The sequence below is a fragment of the Salinisphaera japonica YTM-1 genome (genome assembly GCF_003788585.1).
Classification (GTDB): Bacteria; Pseudomonadota; Gammaproteobacteria; order Nevskiales; family Salinisphaeraceae; genus Salinisphaera; species Salinisphaera japonica.
This window is the reverse complement of record NZ_AYKG01000045.1, coordinates 1-20435: the sequence shown is the minus strand read 5'-3', so window position 1 is coordinate 20435 and position 20435 is coordinate 1. Positions and strand designations below refer to the sequence as shown.

General features: G+C 64.6%; 20 protein-coding genes and 1 tRNA gene. 13 read left to right on the top strand and 8 right to left on the bottom strand.

The window, feature by feature from the left end:
• Positions 1 to 305: 305 nt before the first annotated feature.
• The 9 genes from SAJA_RS12240 to cysS all read left to right on the top strand — a co-directional run bounded on the left by SAJA_RS12240 (position 306) and on the right by cysS (position 10620).
• Positions 306 to 3143 carry a beta strand repeat-containing protein gene (locus SAJA_RS12240; protein WP_184999868.1) on the top strand — a complete coding sequence of 946 codons (2838 nt, stop codon included), beginning with the start codon at positions 306 to 308 and terminating at the stop codon, positions 3141 to 3143.
• Positions 3144 to 3349: 206 nt separating this feature from the next.
• A complete protein-coding gene (gene glyA / locus SAJA_RS12235; protein ID WP_123658960.1) occupies positions 3350 to 4639 on the top strand; it encodes a serine hydroxymethyltransferase in 1290 nt (429 codons plus the stop codon).
• A gap of 21 nt (positions 4640 to 4660) precedes the next feature.
• Positions 4661 to 5239 carry a transcriptional regulator NrdR gene (gene nrdR / locus SAJA_RS12230; RefSeq protein WP_123658959.1) on the top strand — a complete coding sequence of 193 codons (579 nt, stop codon included), beginning with the start codon at positions 4661 to 4663 and terminating at the stop codon, positions 5237 to 5239.
• Entirely contained in the window at positions 5236 to 6357 is a 1122-nt protein-coding gene (gene ribD / locus SAJA_RS12225; RefSeq protein ID WP_123658958.1) for a bifunctional diaminohydroxyphosphoribosylaminopyrimidine deaminase/5-amino-6-(5-phosphoribosylamino)uracil reductase RibD, read from the top strand. The genes nrdR and ribD overlap by 4 nt, the downstream gene beginning before the upstream one ends.
• A gap of 2 nt (positions 6358 to 6359) precedes the next feature.
• Entirely contained in the window at positions 6360 to 6953 is a 594-nt protein-coding gene (locus SAJA_RS12220) for a riboflavin synthase (protein ID WP_123658957.1), read from the top strand.
• A gap of 55 nt (positions 6954 to 7008) precedes the next feature.
• Positions 7009 to 7485: a 6,7-dimethyl-8-ribityllumazine synthase gene (gene ribH / locus SAJA_RS12215; RefSeq protein WP_123658956.1), complete on the top strand. Its 477-nt coding sequence runs from the start codon at positions 7009 to 7011 to the stop codon at positions 7483 to 7485.
• A 4-nt stretch (positions 7486 to 7489) separates the two neighbouring features.
• On the top strand, positions 7490 to 8161 hold the full coding sequence (nusB, locus tag SAJA_RS12210) for a transcription antitermination factor NusB (RefSeq protein WP_245963318.1): 672 nt from the start codon (positions 7490 to 7492) through the stop codon (positions 8159 to 8161).
• A 6-nt stretch (positions 8162 to 8167) separates the two neighbouring features.
• On the top strand, positions 8168 to 9157 hold the full coding sequence (gene thiL, locus SAJA_RS12205; protein WP_123658955.1) for a thiamine-phosphate kinase: 990 nt from the start codon (positions 8168 to 8170) through the stop codon (positions 9155 to 9157).
• A 74-nt stretch (positions 9158 to 9231) separates the two neighbouring features.
• Positions 9232 to 10620 carry a cysteine--tRNA ligase gene (gene cysS, locus SAJA_RS12200; protein ID WP_123659044.1) on the top strand — a complete coding sequence of 463 codons (1389 nt, stop codon included), beginning with the start codon at positions 9232 to 9234 and terminating at the stop codon, positions 10618 to 10620.
• Positions 10621 to 10652: 32 nt separating this feature from the next.
• On the opposite strand, the gene folD is transcribed toward cysS, so the two are convergent.
• Complete coding sequence (gene folD / locus SAJA_RS12195; protein ID WP_123658954.1) at positions 10653 to 11534, bottom strand: bifunctional methylenetetrahydrofolate dehydrogenase/methenyltetrahydrofolate cyclohydrolase FolD; 882 nt, start codon at positions 11532 to 11534, stop codon at positions 10653 to 10655.
• A 336-nt stretch (positions 11535 to 11870) separates the two neighbouring features.
• Between folD and SAJA_RS12190 the strand changes: the two genes are divergently transcribed.
• Positions 11871 to 11947, top strand: a tRNA-Pro gene (locus SAJA_RS12190).
• Positions 11948 to 11973: 26 nt separating this feature from the next.
• Here SAJA_RS12190 and SAJA_RS12185 read toward each other — a convergent pair.
• Genes SAJA_RS12185 through SAJA_RS12160 form a run of 6 tightly spaced genes read right to left on the bottom strand, consistent with a single transcriptional unit; the run spans position 11974 to position 17259 of the window.
• On the bottom strand, positions 11974 to 12696 hold the full coding sequence (locus SAJA_RS12185; protein WP_123658953.1) for an aspartate/glutamate racemase family protein: 723 nt from the start codon (positions 12694 to 12696) through the stop codon (positions 11974 to 11976).
• Positions 12697 to 12721: 25 nt separating this feature from the next.
• Positions 12722 to 14224, bottom strand: coding sequence for an NCS1 family nucleobase:cation symporter-1 (locus tag SAJA_RS12180; protein ID WP_123658952.1), 1503 nt, complete (start codon positions 14222 to 14224; stop codon positions 12722 to 12724).
• Positions 14221 to 14754, bottom strand: a complete 534-nt coding sequence (locus SAJA_RS12175) for an ureidoglycolate lyase (RefSeq protein ID WP_123658951.1) — start codon at positions 14752 to 14754, stop codon at positions 14221 to 14223. Before SAJA_RS12175 ends, SAJA_RS12180 begins: the two co-directional genes overlap by 4 nt.
• Positions 14755 to 14783: 29 nt before the next feature.
• Positions 14784 to 15701 (bottom strand): allantoinase PuuE, encoded by a 918-nt coding sequence (puuE, locus tag SAJA_RS12170; RefSeq protein ID WP_123658950.1) that lies wholly within the window; start codon positions 15699 to 15701, stop codon positions 14784 to 14786.
• A 23-nt stretch (positions 15702 to 15724) separates the two neighbouring features.
• Positions 15725 to 16402: a GntR family transcriptional regulator gene (locus SAJA_RS12165; protein WP_123658949.1), complete on the bottom strand. Its 678-nt coding sequence runs from the start codon at positions 16400 to 16402 to the stop codon at positions 15725 to 15727.
• Between the two features lie 14 nt (positions 16403 to 16416).
• Positions 16417 to 17259, bottom strand: a complete 843-nt coding sequence (locus SAJA_RS12160; protein ID WP_123658948.1) for a bifunctional allantoicase/(S)-ureidoglycine aminohydrolase — start codon at positions 17257 to 17259, stop codon at positions 16417 to 16419.
• A 279-nt stretch (positions 17260 to 17538) separates the two neighbouring features.
• On the opposite strand from SAJA_RS12160, the gene SAJA_RS12155 reads away from it, so the two are divergent.
• Genes SAJA_RS12155 through SAJA_RS12145 form a run of 3 tightly spaced genes read left to right on the top strand, consistent with a single transcriptional unit; the run spans position 17539 to position 19577 of the window.
• The gene (locus tag SAJA_RS12155; RefSeq protein ID WP_123658947.1) at positions 17539 to 18372 is read left to right on the top strand and encodes an energy transducer TonB; all 834 of its coding nucleotides are present in this window, start codon (positions 17539 to 17541) and stop codon (positions 18370 to 18372) included.
• Between the two features lie 26 nt (positions 18373 to 18398).
• On the top strand, positions 18399 to 19151 hold the full coding sequence (locus tag SAJA_RS12150; protein ID WP_184999867.1) for a MotA/TolQ/ExbB proton channel family protein: 753 nt from the start codon (positions 18399 to 18401) through the stop codon (positions 19149 to 19151).
• Positions 19152 to 19172: 21 nt separating this feature from the next.
• Complete coding sequence (locus SAJA_RS12145; RefSeq protein ID WP_425471666.1) at positions 19173 to 19577, top strand: ExbD/TolR family protein; 405 nt, start codon at positions 19173 to 19175, stop codon at positions 19575 to 19577.
• On the opposite strand, the gene SAJA_RS12140 is transcribed toward SAJA_RS12145, so the two are convergent.
• A partial coding sequence (locus SAJA_RS12140; RefSeq protein ID WP_221180227.1) for a PHP domain-containing protein occupies positions 19574 to 20435 on the bottom strand: 862 nt, incomplete at its 5' end. The two genes, SAJA_RS12145 and SAJA_RS12140, sit on opposite strands and share 4 nt — an antisense overlap.

Sequence of the window (20435 nt, the reverse complement as noted above, 5' to 3'; positions counted from 1 at the left end):
AAAGCAGCCATAAAAACTTATAAACAAAGAAAACCGGAAATATCCTTTATTTCCGGTTTTCTTGTTATATGCAGCGATATTTTACAAAGGCGAACGTTATCCCGTAACTATTGAAGTCCGATCGTGCAATACGGTCGCACCAACACAATCATCGTGTTACTGCAAAGGGGATAACAATGAAGAGCTCGTTAGAAAGCCATAATCGGCTTCGGCGCGCCGTGCGTGCCGCAATTGCCAGCACGGCCGTGCTAGCAACGCCGTGCGCGTTTGCGGCGACAATCACGGTAGATTCCGCCGGGGACGGCATGGATGACAACGGATGCACGTTGCGTTCGGCCATCATGTCGGCCAACAACAATAGCGGCGCCGGCAATTGTGATAATGGCGGAGGCGACGCCGACACCATTATTTTCGCTGACAGCGTGACCGGCGAAACGATCACGCTGTCACAGGGCGCGCTGCCGACCATCGCGGCCGGCTCGACCTTGACGATCGGCAACGATGCCGACACCAACGTCACCATCGATGCTGCATCGATGAGTCGTATCCTGGCCAACCAGGGCGTGCTGACCCTCAACGGCCTGAACCTGATCAACGGCCAGACCATGAACGGCTCGGCCGATGCCGCCGATCGCTCAGGTGGTGCCATTCTGAACGCCGACGGTGGTTTCCTGACCGTCAACGGCGGTTCGATGCGCAACAACACGTCGGATCGGGCCGGTGGTGCCATCGAAGATGCCTCGGTAAGCGACGACAACGACGACGATGACTCTGACGACGAGTCAACCGACAACGTCCACGTCACCCTCAACGATGTCGTCTTTTCCGGCAATAACGCTGGCGCCAACCCCGGTAACGGTGGTGTGGTGCACGTGACCGGGTTCGCTGATGTCGTGGTCGAGGGCGGCACCTTCGATGCCAACCAGGCGATCGAAGGCGGCGCGCTCTGGAACAATCAGGGCACCACGAGTGTTGCCAACGCCACGTTCTCGAACAACCAGGGCAACGGCGCTGACGCCGATCAAGGCGGCGGCGCGATCTATGTCAACGCTGGCAATGTCGTGGTCACCGACTCTCGTTTCATCAACAACACCGCCGGTGACGATGACGACGATATGAGCTCGGCCTCCGGCGGCGCTATTGTCGCCAATGTCGACACCGAGCTTTCGGTGAGCAACTCTCGTTTCAGCGGCAACGAATCAAAGCGTGCCGGTGGCGCGATCGAGGTGCTGGGCGGCACGAGCACCACGCTGGATAACGTAACGGCCAGCGACAACGATGCCGGTGGCAACCCCGGTAACGGTGGCTTCCTGCACGTGACCGGCGATGGTGATGTCGATGTCGTCGGCGGTGTTTTTGCCGATAACGATGCCACCGAAGGCGGTGCCTTCTGGAACAACCAGGGTGAAATGAGCATTCGCGGTGCGTCGATCGTCGATAACGACGCCGACGGTGCCGATGCCACCCAGGGCGGCGGCGCAATCTACGCCGAGACAGCACCCGAGGGCAGCGACACCTCGGGCACGCTCACCATCGCTGATTCCCGTATTAGTGGCAACAGCGCCTCGGGTGCTGCCGGCTCCGGTGGCGGTATTCTGTTGAGCCCGGGTGCCGTGGCCGCAATTACGGCCAGCCGTATCGAAGCCAACACGGCCAACCGTGCCGGTGGCGGTATCGAGAATGCCGGCGGTGATCTCACACTCGAGCGTGTCACGCTTGGCGGTGCGACCAGCAATATGGGCAACGATGCAGGCAATAACCCCGGTAACGGCGGTGGTCTGCATATCGGTGGCGACGGTACGACGACGATCGACAACACCAGCGTGGGCTACAACACGGCCGTTGAAGGCGGCGGCTTGTGGAATTCCGCGCCGGGTACGCTCGACGTGATGACCACAACCGTGGCCAACAACACGGCCGATCGCGGCGCAGGCGTGTATCAGGACGGCGAAACCAACGCCGGCATCAGCCTGTCGTATGTCACCGTGGCCAACAACAACGGCACCGGCCTGGGCAGTGGCGGGGCGGACGTGAACGTCGCCAACACGCTGATCTCCGGTAACGATGACAGTGGCGAGGACAACGTCATGGTCAGCGCCGACGATGGCAACCTGATTGGCGACGCCGGCTTCAACGGCATGTATCGGCTTTTCGGCGGCCCCACGGCAACGTTGCCGCTGGCAGCCGGTAGTGCGGCTATCGATATGACCGACGACTGCGGTGATACCGATCAGCGCGGCGCCGAGCGTCCGGTCAGCATGAACGACGACAGCGATAGTGATTGTGATGTCGGCGCCTTCGAGCTGGCCGGCAACCCGGTACTGGACGTCACCACCGTGAGCCTTCCGAACGTCGACGCCAGCGACGGTTCGGCCGGTATCGCGACCGTGGCCGCGCTGCGCTTGGCCAACAACGGCAGCGATAGCGTCAATGTCGGTGGTCTGTCCGGTTACATCCAGCGTGATGACAGCCAGCCCAGCGGTGTCGATTTCGACAACGCCGATCTGGTGGTCTATGCCGATAGCAACGACAACGGCCGGTACGACGACAGCGACATGCAGGTCGGCAGCGGTGCTGTTGGCGACGATGGCACGACGTTCGATGTCGACTTCCAGAGCGGCTCGGGTGTCGCGATCAGCAGCGGCGACGACGAAACCTATTTCCTGGTGGTTGACCTGCCGGGCATTGGCGAAGTCGCGCGCAATGCGGTCAAGAGCCTGACCAGCCAGCCGATGCTCGCCGGTGGCGCGCTGCTGGCACTGTTCGGCCTGATCTCAGTGGGCGGTCTGCGTCGACGTTCGCAGTTCGCGCTCGTCGCCATCGCGCTGGCCCTGACGTTGACAGCCTGCTCGGACGACGAGAACGTCAACCTGGACGGCGACAACATCGGTAACAACAACGGCGGCGGCAACGACAACGGAAACGACAACGGCGACATGCGTGATGGCCTGGAGGCCAACGAGCTGCGCTTCGTGGTCGATCAGTTGGAGCCGACGGCCAATTCGCCGGAGACGAACCTCGTCATCGGCGACGGCCTGCCAGTATTCGGCCCGATCGTGACGATCGGCAGTCTGGATGATCCGATGGCCGACGGCGATAGCGACGTCGACGACAGCGACAGCATGGAAGACCCGATGAATTGATCATCGCCTCGGGCGCCGATTGTTCGGCGTCTGCTGTCTGATACAAGCCGAGTCGGCATCTGCCGGCTCGGCTTTTTTCGTATCAAGGGCCGGCTGGCGGCCTGACGCAGCCAAGGGTTGCGTTATACTGCCGCACTGAATCCTTTGGCGTGTGTTTTACGGTAGAAAACGCATGCCGCTCGCAAATTTCTGTCAAGGAGCTGCTGATGTTCGATGCCTCCCAGCGTATCGCTGATTTCGACCCCGAACTGGCGGCGGCCATCGCCGACGAAGATCAGCGTCAGGAAGATCACATCGAGCTGATCGCCTCGGAAAACTACACCAGCCCGCGCGTGATGGAAGCCCAGGGCGGCCTTCTGACCAACAAGTACGCAGAAGGCTATCCGGGCAAGCGTTTCTATGGCGGCTGCGAATACGTCGATGTCGCCGAGCAGCTGGCCATCGACCGGGCCTGTGAACTGTTTGGCTGTGATTTCGCCAACGTTCAACCACATTCCGGCGCCCAGGCCAATGCGGCCGTGTTTCTGGCACTGGTCAAGCCGGGCGACACGATCCTCGGCATGAGTCTGGACGCCGGCGGGCACCTGACCCACGGTGCCGCGCCCAACTTCTCGGGCAAGAACTACAACGCTGTGCAGTACGGCCTGGACGAAGCCACTGGTGAGCTCGACTATGATCAGATCCAGCGTCTGGCTAACGAGCACAAGCCCAAACTACTGATCGGCGGTTTCTCGGCGTATTCGCGCCGGATCGACTGGGCCCGCATGCGCGAGATCGCGGATTCGGTCGGCGCCTATCTGCTGGTCGACATGGCCCATGTGGCCGGCCTGGTGGCCACCGGCGAATATCCGAGCCCGATCCCGCATGCGCATGTCGTGACCACCACCACACACAAGACGCTGCGCGGCCCGCGCGGCGGTTTGATGCTGTCCAACTGCGGCGATCAGAAGCTCTACAAGAAACTGAACTCGGCCGTGTTCCCGGGCACGCAGGGCGGCCCGCTCATGCACGTCATCGCCGGCAAGGCCGTAGCGTTCAAGGAAGCGCTGGATAGTGACTTCAAGGGCTATACCCAGCAGATCGTGGCTAATGCGAAAGCCATGGCCGAGGTGTTCGTCGAGCGCGGCCTGGACGTCGTATCGGGGGGCACCGATAACCACCTCATGCTCGTGAGCCTGGTCAAGCAGGACGTCACCGGCAAGGAGATCGAGGAATATCTGGGGCAGGCCCATATCACGGCCAATAAAAACGCCGTGCCGGGGGATCCGCGCTCGCCGTTCGTGACCTCGGGCCTGCGCATCGGCACGCCGGCGGCGACCACGCGCGGCTTCAACGAGAGCGACATGCGCCAGGTGGCGACCTGGATTTGCGATATCGTGGATGCGGTCGCCAAGGGCAGCGATATCGAGGCCGAGATCGCGCGGGTACGATCGGCCGTGGCCGAGCTGTGTCGCGCGCATCCGGTGTATCGTCAGGGTCAACGCGGCGCGGCCTGATACGCCCTCGGGCCGTTTTCGGTGCACTGTCCGTTCTGTCATGAGCGCGCCACGCGCGTTGTCGATTCGCGCCTGGCTGCCGAGGGCAGTCAGGTGCGGCGTCGCCGGCAATGCCCCGGTTGCTTGGCCCGTTTCACGACGTTTGAAACCGCCGAGCTGTTCCTGCCGCGGATCATCAAGACCGACGGCACGCCCGAGCCGTTCTCAGTGGATAAACTACGGCGTGGCATCACCCGCGCGTTGTATAAACGCCCGGTTGGCCCGGACGCGGTCGAAACCGCGATCAGCCATATCCAGCAGCGCATGCACCACGACGGTGAACGCGATGTGCCCTCCAGGCGCCTGGGTGAATGGGTGATGGAAGAGCTGCGCGGGCTGGATCAAGTGGCCTACGTACGTTTTGCCTCGGTGTATCGTCGTTTCGAGGATGTTCAGGCGTTTCGTGAAGAGATCGAACGCCTGGAATCCGCTCCGCATCGTGACAGCGCCCAGCTGTCGCTCATCGATCTCGGCCAGGATGCGAGCGACGATATGGGCCAGGACACTGGTCAGAGCAACGGCCAGAGCAACGCCCAGAATAGTGGCGAGGAATCTTCATGAGTTCGGACGACGTACGTATCAGGGTCCATGAAATGTACATGCAGCGGGCGATCGAACTCGCGCGGCGTGGCTGGTATACCGCGCGGCCCAACCCGCGCGTCGGCTGTGTCATCGTCGCCGGCAGCCGTGTGCTGGGCGACGGCTGGCATGTACGGGCTGGTGAGGCCCACGCCGAACGCAATGCGTTGGCTGATGTCACCGCCCGCGGCCACAGTGCCAAGGGCGCGACGGCCTACGTCACGCTCGAACCCTGTGCGCATACCGGGCGTACGCCGCCCTGCACCCAGGCCCTCATCGATGCCGGCATCGAGCGCGTGGTGATCGGCGCACAGGACCCGAACCCGGCCGTCGACGGGCAGGGCATCGATGCCCTGCGGGCAGCCGGCCTGGATGTCATCACCGGTGTGCTGGCCGAACGTTGTGCCGCGCTCAATGCCGGCTTCAACCAGCGGATGACGCGCAACCGACCATGGGTGCGCGTAAAGCTGGCCATGAGTCTTGACGGGCGCACCGCGGCCGCCGACGGCACCAGCCAGTGGATCACCGGCGACACCGCCCGCGATGACGTGCATCGTCTGCGCGCGGAATCCGGCGCGGTGATGATCGGGCGCGGCACAGCCAGCGCCGATGATCCCGCGCTGACAGTGCGCCTGTCCGGCGATTGGGATCAGCCGCTGCGTGTCGTGCTCGACTCCCGACTCGCCATGGCCGCGGACGCCAGGATGTTCTGCCAGGCCGGTGAAACACTGATCTTCACCGCCAGTGACGACGAGGACAAAACCGGCGCGCTGGAGGATGCCGGCGCGCGGGTGGCGCGCGTGGGCGGTAGCGACACAGGGCTGGATCTGGGCCGCGTGCTGGGGCTACTGGCCGAGCGCGAGATCAACGATGTGCTCGTTGAGGCCGGGCCGACCCTGGCCGGCGCGCTTACCCAGGCCGGGCTGGTGGATGAATATATTATCTATGTCGCCCCGCAGTTGATCGGCGATACCGGCCGCGGGCTGATGTCCCTGGCCGGCGCCATCGGGCTGGACGATGCAACCCGGCTGACGTTCGATAACGTCGAGCCCGTCGGCGTTGATCTCAAGATCACGGCCCGCCCCTTGAAGGAAGGCTAGCTATGTTCACCGGACTGATCCAAGGCGTCGGCCAGGTTGTCGAACAAGAAAAACGCGGCGGCGATACGCGTCTCGTCATCGATTGTGGCGATGCGGATCTGGGCACGATCGCGGTCGGCGACAGCATCGCGATCTCGGGCGTGTGCTTGACCGCTACCGAAATCGACGGGCACTGTTTTGCCGCCGACGTGTCCAAGGAAACGCTCAAGCTGACCACGCTCGGCAACTTCGTTGTCGGCACGCGCGTCAATCTGGAGCCGCCGCTGAGAGCCGGCGACGCGCTGGGCGGCCACATGGTCGCCGGGCATGTCGACGGTCTGGGCGTGGTCGAGGAGCTTCACGCCGATGCGCGCTCGTGGCGGCTGAGCTTTTCCGTGCCCAAGCCGCTGGCGCGCTATCTGGCCTCCAAGGGCTCGATCGCCGTGGACGGCATCAGTTTGACGATCAACGAAGTCGATGACCGGCGTTTCGGCGTCAACATCATTCCGCACACCATGAGCCATACCTCATTGGGCGATCGCCGCATTGGCGATCACGTCAATATCGAGGTCGATCTCGTGGCGCGTTATCTGGCGCGAATCGCCGGCTACGAATAACCGCAGGCCCGCGTTCGGCATGCGATAATGCCGTATTGCTCAATCGGGACATGCCATGCAGACCATCCAAGGAGATTTCGACGGCGACGGCCTTCGTATCGCCATCGTCGCCACGCGCTGGAACGACGAGATCGTTGATCGTCTGGTCGACGGCGCCGTGGACGTGCTCACCGATTGCGGCGTCGAAGACGACGAAATCACCGTGTTCAAGGTGCCTGGTGCCTTCGAGATTCCGTTGGCGGTTGACCGTCTGGCCGAATCCGGCAGTTACGACGGTATCGTGGCGCTTGGCTGCGTGATTCGTGGCGACACACCGCATTTCGATTTCGTGGCCGGCGAGTGTGCCAAGGGCCTGACCGCAGCCATGCTCGAATACGGCTTGCCGGTAGGCTTTGGCGTGATTACGGCAGAAAACGCCGAACAGGCCGATGCGCGTGCCCAGCCGGACGAAGAAAACAACAAGGGCGCGGAATCCGCCAGCGCGGTGGTCGAGATGATTACCCTGTTGCGCCAGATCGAAGGCGACGAGTAGCCCGATGCCGATTCGCAATCAGTCGCTGGGTGAAGCCGCCGACGACGATCAAGATAAACGTGCGTCCACTGAAGGCGAGGCCCCGGCCAGGCCCGCCGCCGAGGACCAGGCACCAGCCGACGTGCCTGAAACGCCGGCCATACCCGCCGAGGCGCCGCCGCCTGACGATGAAACAGGCGACGACACGGGCGAGGTCACACCCGACGAGCTGCCCGCGCTGCCGCCGAAAATGCCCGGCGGTGGGCGGATTCGGGCGCGTATGGCGGCTGTTCAGGCGGTCTACCAGTGGCGGATGTCGGGCACCGAGATCGGCGAGCTGATCCTGCAGTTCGCCACCGCCGGTCGGCTGCGTGATCTGGACCGGGCGTATTTCGAAATGCTGCTGCGCGGCGTGGTGCACGACGTTGGCGGGCTGGAAAAAGTCTTCGATACCCATCTCTCGCGCCCGGCAGTCCAGCTGGATCCGGTGGAATACGCGATTCTGCTGCTGGCCACCTACGAGCTGCGCGAATGCCCCGAAATCCCGTTTGCGGCCGTGATCAACGAGGCCACGAACCTGGCCAAGATCTTTGGCGCCACCGACGGTCATCGCTTCGTCAACGGCGTCATGGACGCCGTGGCCCATGACGTGCGCGCTGACGAAATAGGGCGCAGCCGCAAACGCTCGCGTCACTGACGCGACGTGGCAGGGCGAGCATTCGTGCGTGAGTTCGAGCTCATCGATGCCTTGCGCACGTGCCTGGCCGCCCGGCGCGATGACACCCGTCTGGGTATCGGTGACGATGCCGGAATCCTCGCGCCACTGCCGCATAGCGAACTGCTGGTCACCACCGACACACTGATCCGCGACCGGCATTTTCCGGGCGATACATCCGTCTTTGATATCGGCTACAAGGCCGTCGCGGTCAATCTGAGCGATATCGCGGCCATGGGCGGCGCACCGGCCTGGTTGACAGTCTCGTTGGCCGCGCCAGCGCTCGATCGGGCCTGGGCAGACGCGTTCGTTGACGGGCTCCAGGCCGCCTGCGCGGCCTATCCCGGCCCCGACCCGATCGATATCGTCGGTGGTGACACCACGCGTGCCGATCAGCTCATGGTAACCGTCACCGCGATCGGGCATGTGCCCAGCGGCCAGGCAATCCGCCGAAGCGGCGCCCGTGTCGGTGATCTCATCGCCGTTACCGGCACGTTGGGTGATGCGGCGGCCGGTTTGGTGCGCTGGCCACAACGAGAGCCGGGCGCGTCAGAAACCGATCCCCTGATCCGTCGCCTGGTACGCCCGGACCTGCGCGACGGCCGTGCGCTGATCGGCCGCGCAACCGCGGCACTCGATGTCTCGGATGGTTTTCTGGCGGATCTTGGCCATATTCTCACCGCCTCGAACGTGGGCGCACGCCTGGCGGTGGATGACCTGCCAGCCGCTCACGCGTTGGCTGCCGCAGCGCCTGATCTGACGACCTTCCGGCGTTGGCAGGCCACGGGCGGTGATGACTACGAGTTGTGTCTGACGGCACCGGCCGATCAGATCGGCCCGCTGCGCGATGCCCTGGACTGTGCATTAACGGTTGTCGGTGAGATTACGGCCGAGCCCGGACTAACGTGTCTGGACCGCCACGGGCAGTGCCTGACCGCGGATGTGTTCAGTCAGGCTGGCTGGGATCATTTCGCCTGAACAAGGCGCGTTGCGCGTCTCGACGTGCACGGTAGACTAGCCAGCGTTTTCAAGAATCGGACCCCTCGTTGACGATGCTGCATCTTTACAACAGCCTGTCGCGCACGCGCGAGCCGCTGCAGACCATCGAGCCCGGCGTGGTGCGGCTGTATGTCTGTGGCATCACGGTCTATGACTATTGTCATCTGGGCCACGCGCGGTTTCTGATCGTCTTCGATATGTTCGTGCGTTTTCTGCGCAGCCAGGGCTGGCAGGTGCGCTATGTGCGCAACGTCACCGATATCGACGACAAGATCATCAAGCGCGCTGCCGACACCGGCGTCGATGCCAGCGAGATCGCGGCGCGTTTCACCACTGCCATGAGTGAGGACGAGGCCGCGCTTGGCCTGGTCGCTCCCGACGTGGAGCCGAAAGCCACGGCCCATATCGATGACATCATCGCCATGATCCAGGCCCTGCTCGACAAGGGCGCGGCCTACGTCGGCGATAACGGCGATGTCTATTACGACGTCTCCACGTTTGCCCGCTACGGCGCGCTGTCCGGGCGGGATACTTCAGAGCTGCGCGCCGGCGCGCGTATCGCGGTGAACGAATCCAAGGACGACCCGCTGGATTTCGTGCTCTGGAAACCCGCCAAGGACGGCGAGCCCGCGTGGGATGCCCCCTGGGGCGCCGGGCGGCCGGGCTGGCATATCGAGTGCTCGGCCATGTCGACCTGCTGCCTGGGCCAGACGTTTGATATCCACGGCGGCGGCTTGGACCTGCAGTTCCCGCACCATGAAAACGAAATCGCCCAGAGCGAGGCGGCCACCGGCAAGCCTTATGTGGGCCTGTGGATGCACAACGGGTTCGTGACCGTCGATGACGAGAAGATGTCGAAATCGCTCGGCAATTTTCTCACCGTGCGCGACGTGCTGGCCGATTACGACGCCGAAGCGATCCGTTATTTCGTGCTGGCCACCCACTATCGCAGCCCGCTGGCCTATAACGGCCCCGCGATGGACGCCGCCGGCAATGCCTTGTCACGGCTGTACACCACGCTGCGCGACGCCCCGCACGGCGGCGATGCACGCGCCGAGGCCCTGGCCGATGATCGGGCCCGTTTCTTCGCCGCCATGCACGATGATCTGAACACCCCGGGCGCGATCGCCGTATTGTTCGACCTGGCACGCCGCGCCAATCGAAGCGGCGACGAAAAAACGCGCGCGGATATCGCTGATCTCATGCGCGAGCTGGGCGCCACCGTCGGCCTGCTCGGCCAGGAGCCACAGGCATTTCTGCAGGGCGGGGGTCAGGATGAGTCCGCCCTGTCGGCCGCGACCATCGAGACCATGCTCGAGTCCCGACGCGACGCCCGACGAAACAAGGACTTCGCCACCGCCGACAGAATCCGTGACGAGCTGACCGCGGCCGGTATCACGCTAGAGGATAGCGCCGACGGTACGAAATGGCGCCGCGACTGAGATAGCCGTCTACCGCCCGCCGGCGCGTTGGCTCAGGCTGTCGGGGTGATCGGCGCCTGGCTGGCCTCGCGCAGCTCGGCCGCGCGTAGTGTGTTGGTCATCAGCATGGCGACCGTCATCGGCCCCACGCCGCCGGGCACCGGCGTGATCCAGGCCGCGCGTTCAGCCGCGGCCTCGAACTCGACGTCGCCGACGAGTTTGCCGGATTCGAGTCGGTTCATGCCGACATCGATCACGGTTGCGCCGTCCTTTATCCACTCGCCGCGCACGAGTCCCGGCTTGCCCACGCCCACGACGAGGATATCGGCCCGTGCGACCTCGGCGGCCAGATCCTCGGTGAAACGATGACATACCGTGGTCGTGGCGCCCTTGAGTAGAAACTCCAGCGACATGGGCCGGCCCACGATATTGGAGGCACCGACCACCACGGCCTGGCGGCCGCGAAACGGCTCCTCGATGGTCTCCAGCAACCGGATGATACCCAGCGGTGTGCAGGCCCGTAGCAAGGGCACACGCTGGGCCAGCCGGCCCACGTTGTAGGGATGAAACCCGTCAACGTCCTTGTCCGGCCGGATTCGCTCGAGCACCGCGCTGGCGTTGATATGCGCGGGCAAGGGCAGCTGGACCAGAATACCGTCGATCGACTCGTCGGCGTTGTAGTCATCAATCATCGCCAGCAGCGCGTCTTCGCTGATATCCGATGCCGGATAGTCGGCACGCGAGACCAGCCCGACGTTCTCACAGGCCTGGATCTTCTTGCCGACATAGACCTGTGAGGCCGGGTCTTCACCCACCAGAATCACCGCCAGCCCGGGCGCCCGCAGGCCATTGCCACGACGATCGGCGATCGCCTGTTTCACGGATTCGCGATACTCAGAAGCGATCCGTTTCCCATCGATCAGCCGAGCGGACATAGGCGTACAACAACATTGGTGGCGGGCGCAGGCGCGGATTCTCGCACGCCGTCGGTAGCCGGACAATTGAGCCCTTGCTCGGCCCAAGAATCAGCCAGCGCCCTGGCTTACAAGCGCGTTTTTTCGCGCTACAATACGCGCCAGTCGGGGCATGGCGCAGTTTGGTAGCGCGTCTGCTTTGGGGTTGGCGGCAAGCCGCCAACGCGGAGCGACGAACGTCGCGTGGCCGGGTCACTTAGAGAGCGCGTAGCGCGAACTTAGTGACAGACTGCTCGCAGAGCAGACGCAGGATATTGACTCTTGTCCTGCAAAAATCGCTAGACTAGCGAGCACAGTCGGGGCATGGCGCAGCTTGGTAGCGCGTCTGCTTTGGGAGCAGAAGGTCACAGGTTCAAATCCTGTTGCCCCGACCATTCTTTTTCTTCTCGATATCGATCGGTCAGCGTGCCGGCGGCCAATTCTTGAATGCTTTGGGCCGCGGCGCGGCATATGTGCGTGTCTTGGATGTCGACAAGCCTTGTGCGACGAGGCCTTCGGCCAGTTTGACCGCGGCCGAGACGCCGTCGATGACTGGGACGCCGGTGCGTTCGATCACGGCCTGTGTCAGGCCGGCCATGCCGCCACAGCCCAGACAGATGGCCTCGGCCCGGTCGTGCTCGACCGCGTAGGCGGCTTTTTCGACGATGATATCGATGGCGGCCTGCGGGTCGCGTTCGAGCTCTAGCACCGCGAGGCCGCTGGCGTGCACCGAGGCCAGTCGATCGGCCAGGCCGGCCAGTTTGAGGCGGTCCTCGATCATCGGCACGGCCCGGTCCAGCGTGGTGACGACCGAGTACTTGTGGGCCACGAACATCGCGGTGGCCGCCGCGGCCTCGGTGATGTCCACGACGGGCACATCGAACAGCTCCTGCAGGCCTTCGCGGCCGTGTTCGCCGTAGCCGGCCTGCACGATGGCGTCGTACGGGCCGTCGTAGGCACGGATGGTTTCCATGACCGCGACGGCGGCCACATAGCTTTCATAATTGCCCTCGACCGATTCGGCGCCGAACATCGGCGTGATCGGCACGATTTCTGTATCGGGCAGGGCGATCCGGCGTGCCTGCCGGGCGATGCCCTGCGTCATCGATTCGGTCGTATTGACGTTGGCTACAAGAATACGCATGGATAAATCTTTCAGGTTATGGGCGTCAGACGCCGTCGCGTGCGATGGCTTCGCCGTCCTGCTGGCGATAGCTCACCCGGCGGGGCATGAATAAGGCGTGCAGCAGGCCGGCGATCACGGCGCCGATGAACCAGGAGAAGCCGGCGGCGGCAGCAAACATCGGCAACAGGCTGATCGCCACCGCGATTAGTGCAGCCGGCAGCAGGGCGGCCAGGGCCCGAGGATTGATGCCGGCGCGGTAATGATAGTCGCCGCTGGTGGCCGTGCTATAGAGATCCGGTACGTTCACCCGGGCCCGGCGCACCCACCAGTAATCGGTCATGATCACACCAAAAAACGGGCCCAGCACCGCGCCCAGGCCGCCGAGGAAATACTCGATGACCAGCGGGCTGTTGTAGAGATTCCACGGCAGGATCACCACGCCGATGAGCGCACTCACAAGCCCGGCGCGCTTGAAGTTGAGTACGCGCGGGGCCAGATCGGCGAGCATATAGATGGGGGCGACGAAATTGGCCACCAGGTTGACCGCGATCGTGAGCACGACCAACGACAACGAGGCCGCGATTCGCCAGCCCGTATCAGGAATGGTGGCCACGATATCGGCCGGGCTCTGAATGATGCGCCCGTCGATGGCGAACTGGGCGCCGGCCAGCACGATCACGATGGCGGCAAAGACCATCATGTTGAGCAGAATGCCCACGAAGTTACCGCGCACGATGGCCGCGGGGCTTGCCGCACAACGGGTGAAATCACAGAAGTTGAGCGCGAACGTGCCATAGATGACCACCCAGAGCGCGGCCCCGGCGCCGATCTTCTGCCACATGGCCACACCGGTGAGCGGAGCGTCGATCGAGGTTGCGATCGTGTAGTCGGCCCGCGTGAACACCCAGGCAGCCAGCGACAGCATCGTCACAAGGATGATCGGCCCGGCAAAGGCCACGTAGCGCCGTACCATGGCCATGCCGCGGGACACGATGGCCACCTGTACGGCCCATAGCAGCGCGAACGAGGCCCAGCCCAGCAGCGACAGCCCCAGCACCTCGCGTGCCTCGAGGGCCGCAAGCGGCGGGAACAACGTCAACAAGAGCACGCCGAGCACGGCGGCAGCCAGATAGGTCTGAATGCCGAACCAGACGATAGCCACCACGCCACGGGCGATGGCCGGAATCCGCCCGCCACGGATGCCGAAGGCGATACGGCCGAGCACCGGAAACGGCACGCCCGTACGCTCGCCGACAAAGCCCGAGAGCGTGAGCATCACGAACAGGGCAGCGGCTCCCAGGGCAAAGGTCAGCAGGATCTGCCAGGCACCCAGGCCCAGCGCGAACAGGCCGATGGCGAAGGTGTAATTGCCCAGGCTATGGACATCGTTGGCCCAGAGCGTGAACACGTGATAAGCCCGCCACGGCCGGTTGTTGCGTGAGACCGGCGCAAGATCGTTGTTGTAAAGCCGGGGGCTGGGAAAGACATCGGCGCTTGCCGTTGGCCGGGCGCCGGCAAGTGCGGCGTCAGGGTGTGCGGCGCTCATGGCTTGCGCTCCGGTTCCACGGCCACGGTCAGGCCGGCGGGCAGGTCGTGCTCGTCACAGTTGGCCCCGGGCCCGCCGCGATGCACCTCGACGAAACGACAATCGTGATCCAGGGCGATCATCGGGTGATGCCAAACTCCGGCGTGATAATTGATGCCCTGATCGCCGGTGGCCAGAAACACCGCCAGATCGTTCGGGCCGGGCGGCGCGCCGGCGTGTGCGACCACGACCAGATAACGCTGGCCGGCCAGGGGGACAAACGCCTGACTGGACAGGGGATGGCGCTCCATCAAACGCAGCGCGACCGGCGTCGGCTCGGCGATACAGTCCACGAGACTGATGGCCGGGCGGCCGCCCTCGCGGGTGAGTGCCAGCGCGGCCAGATCCAGATGCCGAGCGCCCATGCCCTGATTGATCGCCACGGGCGTATCGCCGGCCTCGATCACATCGCCATAGGGTGCAAAAGCGTGGCGCGTGAGCGGGCGGGCGGTGAATGTCGGCGTCTTCTTTTCGAGACGTGTTTTCGACATGATGATCTCCTCCGAAAGACCGGCGCGCCTCAGCGCACCGGGTGATGGGCGCGCCAGTGCCGTGCGATCTCGTCGCGCCGACAGACCCAGACATCGTCGTGGGCCTGCACGTAATCCAGGAATCGCGCCAGCGCGGCGGCTCGCCCCGGCCGCCCGGCAATACGACAGTGCAGGCCGATCGAGAGCATTTTCGGCGTGGTGGCGCCTTCGGCGTAGAGCACGTCGAAGGCATCGCGCAGATAGTCGTAGAACTGGGTGCCGCTGTTGAAGCCCTGCGGGGCCACGAAGCGCATATCGTTGGTATCCAGCGTGTAGGGCACGATCAGCTGATCGGTCGTATTCTCTGCCGGGCCGACCGTCTCCCAGTAGGGCAGGTCGTCGGCATAGGAATCCGCGTCGTAGAGAAAGCCGCCGTGCTCGGCGACCAGGCGCCGGGTGTTGGGCCCGCAACGACCGGTGTACCAGCCCACCGGCGTCTGGCCGGTGGCGTGTTCGATCGCCGCGACGGCCTTGTCGATATGCGCGCGTTCGGTGGCGGCGTCCACGTATTGATAATCGATCCAGCGCCAGCCGTGACAGGCGATTTCGAAGCCGGCATCGGCCATGGCGCGCACGGCCTCGGGGTGGCGCTCCACGGCCATGCCCACGGCGAACACCGTGGCCGTCATCCGGCGCTCGGAAAACAGCCGCAGCAGGCGCCAGACGCCCGCGCGGCTGCCGTATTCATAGAGCCATTCCATGCTCATGTGGCGCACGCCGGGCCGGGCGTCGGTGCCGACCATTTCCGAGAGAAAGCTCTCCGAGGCCGCATCCCCGTGAAGAATATTGTTTTCGGCCCCTTCTTCGTAGTTGATGACGAACTGCACGGCCAGACGTGCGCCGCCGGGCCAGGCGGCCTGTGGCGGTGTGGCGCCGTAACCGATCATGTCGCGGGGATAGTCAGTCATGGGTATATCTCGTTATTGGTGGATCAGGCCCGGCGCGGGCCGCGCAGCAGATCAGCCAGGGCCGGCGTTTCAGTCGCCGGGGCGTCGAGCACCAGCCGGTCCTGGCAATCGCGCAGATGCGCGGCCAGTGCGGCCTGGGCAGGCGCCACGTCGCCGGTCGCGATATCGGCCAGCAGGGCGGCGTGATCGTGATGAGCGCAGGGCGCGGCATCGCGGGTGTCGTAAAGTGCCACGATCAACGACGAGCGCCCGATGAGTTCGTCGAGAAAGGCCAGCAGCACGCTGTTGTTCGCCGGTGCGGCCAGACGTCGATGAAAATCGCCCGAAGCGCGGATCATTGCCTGGCGATCGCCGGCCTCGTGGGCGGCGATATCCGCGGCCAGAATACGGTCAAGCTCGGCGTGGTCGGTCGGCGTCATGCAGGGCAGGCTTTCGGCCAACAGGCTCGTCTCCAGCACGCGCCGGGCGGTAAAGACCTCGTGGGCCTCGGCCGGGCTCGGCTGCCAGACGATCGCCCCGCGGTTGGGCCGGATATCCACCAGCTTGTCGGCGGCCAGATGAAACAGGGCCTTGCGCACCACCGTGCGCGATACGCCGTAGATCTCGCCGAGCCCGGCCTCGGACAGCCGGGTGCCGGGGGCGAGACGCTGATCGAAGATCGCCTCGGCGATATCCGCGCGCATGCGTTGATCGATTGACACAGCGGGCGCCTCGCTCACGCGCCCGCACCGCTCAGGGATAGCCGGGGATGCCGGTTCACGTCTTTATAGAGCAGATACCGAAACGGCCCCGGTCCGGCGGCATAGCAGGCCTGTGGGCAGAAGGCACGCAGCCAGAGAAAATCACCGGCCTCGACCTCGACCCAGTCATCGTTGAGCTGATAGAGCGCCCGGCCTTGCAGCACATAGATGCCGTGCTCCATGACGTGGGTTTCGGAAAACGGGATCACGCCGCCGGGCTGAAAGGTCACGATATTCACGTGCATGTCGTGCGACAGATCGTCGGCCGCCACAAATCGCGTGGTGGCCCAGACGCCGTCGCAGTCCGGCATCGGCTCGGGGGCCACATCCGCGTCGTGACTGACAAAGCTGGCCGGTGTGGCTACGCCCGGAGCCGGCTCGTAGCGCTTGCGGATCCATTGCAGGCGCGTCGGGCTGTCGCTGTCGTTGGTAATCGCCGAGTCGCTGTCCGGGCCGATGAAGACATAGCTGCCGGGTGTCAGCGTATGTCGCGCGCCATCGAGCGTGAGCGCGAGCGTGCCGGCCAGCACGAACAGTACGCCTTCAGCGCCGTGCTCTGGCTCGGGGGCTGCGCTGCCGCCGCCCGGGCCGATCTCCACGATGAGCTGGGCGAAGGTTTCGGCAAAGCCGCTGAGCGGGCGGGCCAGTATCCAGGCATGCGTGTTCTGCCAGCCGGGCAGCCGGCTGGTCACGATATCGCGCATGACCGTATTGGGAATCACGGCATAGGCCGGCGTGAACACGGCGCGATCGCGGGTGCGCTGGGTCTGCGGGGGTAGACCACCGCGCGGCGTGGCATAGACAGGGCGGTCGGTCATGACGACTCGGGCACGAATGACGGGCCCAATCTGGCCTGCCCGGCGGATTGGATACAATACGACCTTCGTGTTGTATCCTTTAAATTGTTATACAATAACTAAATCAAGTTTCAGAGCGCTGTGGTTTCGGAACTCACGCGGGCTTGATATGTCGTAATTGAGACGCATTCTCAAAAAGATCAGGCGTTGCCGTATAGTGACGCACCGGCGTGCGCGCTGCCGTGCGGGCGCTTGTCGGCCCTGATGTGTTGTTTTGATGCCTGCAAGCCCTGGTTCTGAATGAGCGACGACACTCTCTATCCCACACCGGCCGACAACGGCGAGCGCCGTCTGCGCGGATGGGAGATCGCTGCCCTGATCGCTGGCTCGCTGGCCGTGCATGCCGGGCTGTGGTGGTGGTTGTCGCACCAGGACATCACCCCGGCCCAGACCAAGCCGATGGGTGGCCCGCCGCCGGTGGAAATCACGCTGCAGGCCCCCGAGCCTGAAACAAAGCCCGAGCCCGAGCCCACGGAACAGGCCCCCGTTGTCGATGACAACGCGGTAGAGCCGGCCGAGGAAGAACCGCAAGAACAAGAGCCCGAGCCGGAGCCGGAACCCAAGCCGGAGCCGAAACCCGAGCCGAAGCCGGAGCCTAAACCAAAACCGGAACCAAAGCCCGAGCCGAAACCAGAACCCAAGCCGGAACCGACACCGGAACCCAAGCCTGAGCCCAAGCCACAGCCCAAAGCCGAGCCGTCGCCAAGCAGCGGCCCGAGCCAGCCGTCCGAGGCAACACGTACAAGCCGCGACGCGCCGGCAAGCGGCCAGCCGAGCCAAAGCCAGACGGTCACGCCGGCCCGCTCGGGCATCCAGAGCTTGAACAATCCGCCGCCGAAATATCCGGCCCGGTCTCGGCGTCGGCGCGAGGAGGGCACGGTCACGCTGATGATTCTGGTTCAACCCAACGGCCGGGCCGGCCAGATCAAGGTCGAGACTTCCAGCGGCTATCCGGAACTGGATCAGCGCGCGGTCGAGACCGCCAAGGGCTATGACTATGTCCCGGCCAAGCGCGGGGATACGCCGGTGGCCGGCTATGCCCGGCAATCGTTCAAGTTTTCGTTATCCAATTGATTCGTGTCAGCTAAGAGAATTCGATCATGGTGAGCACCCAACTGAGTTGGCTCGTCGTCCCGGCCGTGCTGTGGACGCTCGTGATCCTGTCGATCATCACCTGGGCGTTGCTCGTGGCCAAGCTCGTGCAGTACGCGCGTGGTCGGCGGGCCGACAAACGTTTTCAGAAAGCGTTCTGGCAGGCCAATGATCTGAGCGCCGGCGAGCGGGTCGTGGATGCCCATCGCGGGCCGATGGCCGCGATCGCCCGGGCCGGCTTTGCCGTGGTCTCGGGGCGAGACATCGCACCGGCCAATCGCGATCTGGCCCATCAGATCGATCGCGGCGAACGCCTCGAGCGGGTGCTCAAGCAACAGATCGAGCGCGAGCGGCGTGGCCTGGAGGGTGGGCTGGCCGTACTGGCCAGCTTTGGCAGCACCGCGCCGTTCATCGGCCTGTTCGGTACGGTCTGGGGCATCATGGAAGCCCTGGTGGGCATTGGCGAAACCGGGGCCACCGGGCTCGAAGCCGTGGCCGGGCCGGTGGGCCATGCGCTGATCGCCACGGGCCTGGGTATCGCCGTGGCCGTGCCCGCGGTGCTGATCTACAACTTTCTGGTGCGTCGCATGAAGACCGGCGTGCACCGCATGAACGATTTCGCCCAGGATTTCTATGCCCTGTGCCAGCAAAGCGGGTTTGCCCAGCGCGACACAGCCGCGCGTGCCGATGACATCGCGGCCGGCACCGATAACGATACCGCCACGGTCGGCCAGACCACCACTACGGCCCCCACGCGCTGATTCCGAGGTATTGCCATGGCCATGACGCCCAGCGACGATGATAACGAAGTGCTCTCCGAGATGAACGTCACGCCCCTAGTGGACGTCATGCTCGTACTGCTGGTGATGTTCATCATCACGGCCTCGGCGGCCACCACCGCGGTCAAGGTCAACCTGCCCAAGACCGATGCCGTAGCGCCGCCTGACGCCACCGAACCCCTGCACGTAACCATCGACGAAAGCGGTGCCTATTTCCTCGACGACAAGCGTCTGGAACTGCCGGCGCTCAAGGCGGCGCTGGCCAAGGCACATGAGGCCAACCCCGACCGCGCCGCCCAGCTCCAGGCGGATCAGGGCGTGGCCTATGGCCGTGTCGGCAAGGCAATGGCCGCACTGCAAAAAGCCGGGATTCAGAAGATCGCCGTGCTCAGTGATCCCAACGGTTAGACGCTGATCGGTTTGATGCCGGGCGGCAGGTCGCGCAGGCGGCCCGGTTTCAACCAGAACTGATCCGGGCCGTGAAAATCGCTCCCGCGTGAGCCGGTCAGATGAAACGCGCGGGCATCGCGTGCGATCTGGGCCTCCTGCTGCGGCGTCGTGGTGCCGGTCACGATCTCCACGCTCCGCCCGCCGGCCACCACAAACGCCTCGAGCGCGCGGCGCCGCCAGGCGCCGGTGAACCCGTAGCCGAACGGATGGGCGAACACCGGGATGCCACCGGCGGCCCGTATCCAGGCCACCACCGTATCTAGCGAGGCCCACTCGGCGCGCACATGCGCCGGGCGCCCCGGGGCCAGATAGCGCTTGAAGGCATCGGCGGCGCGATGGGCCCGCCCCTCGGCCACGATCAGGCGCGCGAAATGCGCCCGCGTGATCTGACCCGTGCCGGCCATGGCATTGATACGCGAGCCCACATCAGCGATACCCAGGGCAGCGACCCGATCCACCAGTGCCGCGGCACGGCGCGCGCGCTCAGCCTGCTGGGCGTCGATGCCGGCAAGCAGACCGGCGTGCGTATCATCAAACGCCAGCCCCACGATATGCAGCGTGCGCCCGCGCCAGCTCACCGATAGCTCGATACCGTTGATCAGGCGAATACCCTGGGCCGTGGCCGCCGCTCTGGCCTCAGCCAGGCCGGCCACGGTGTCGTGATCGGTCAGTGCCAGGGTCGTCACGCCGTGGGCTGCCGCATGGGCAACAAGCGCGCTCGGGCTGAGTCTGCCGTCCGAGGCTGTCGAATGGCTGTGCAGGTCAAAAGACATGACGCGCGGGTGGTGGGACAAGGCGAGTGACAGGGTAGCGCGA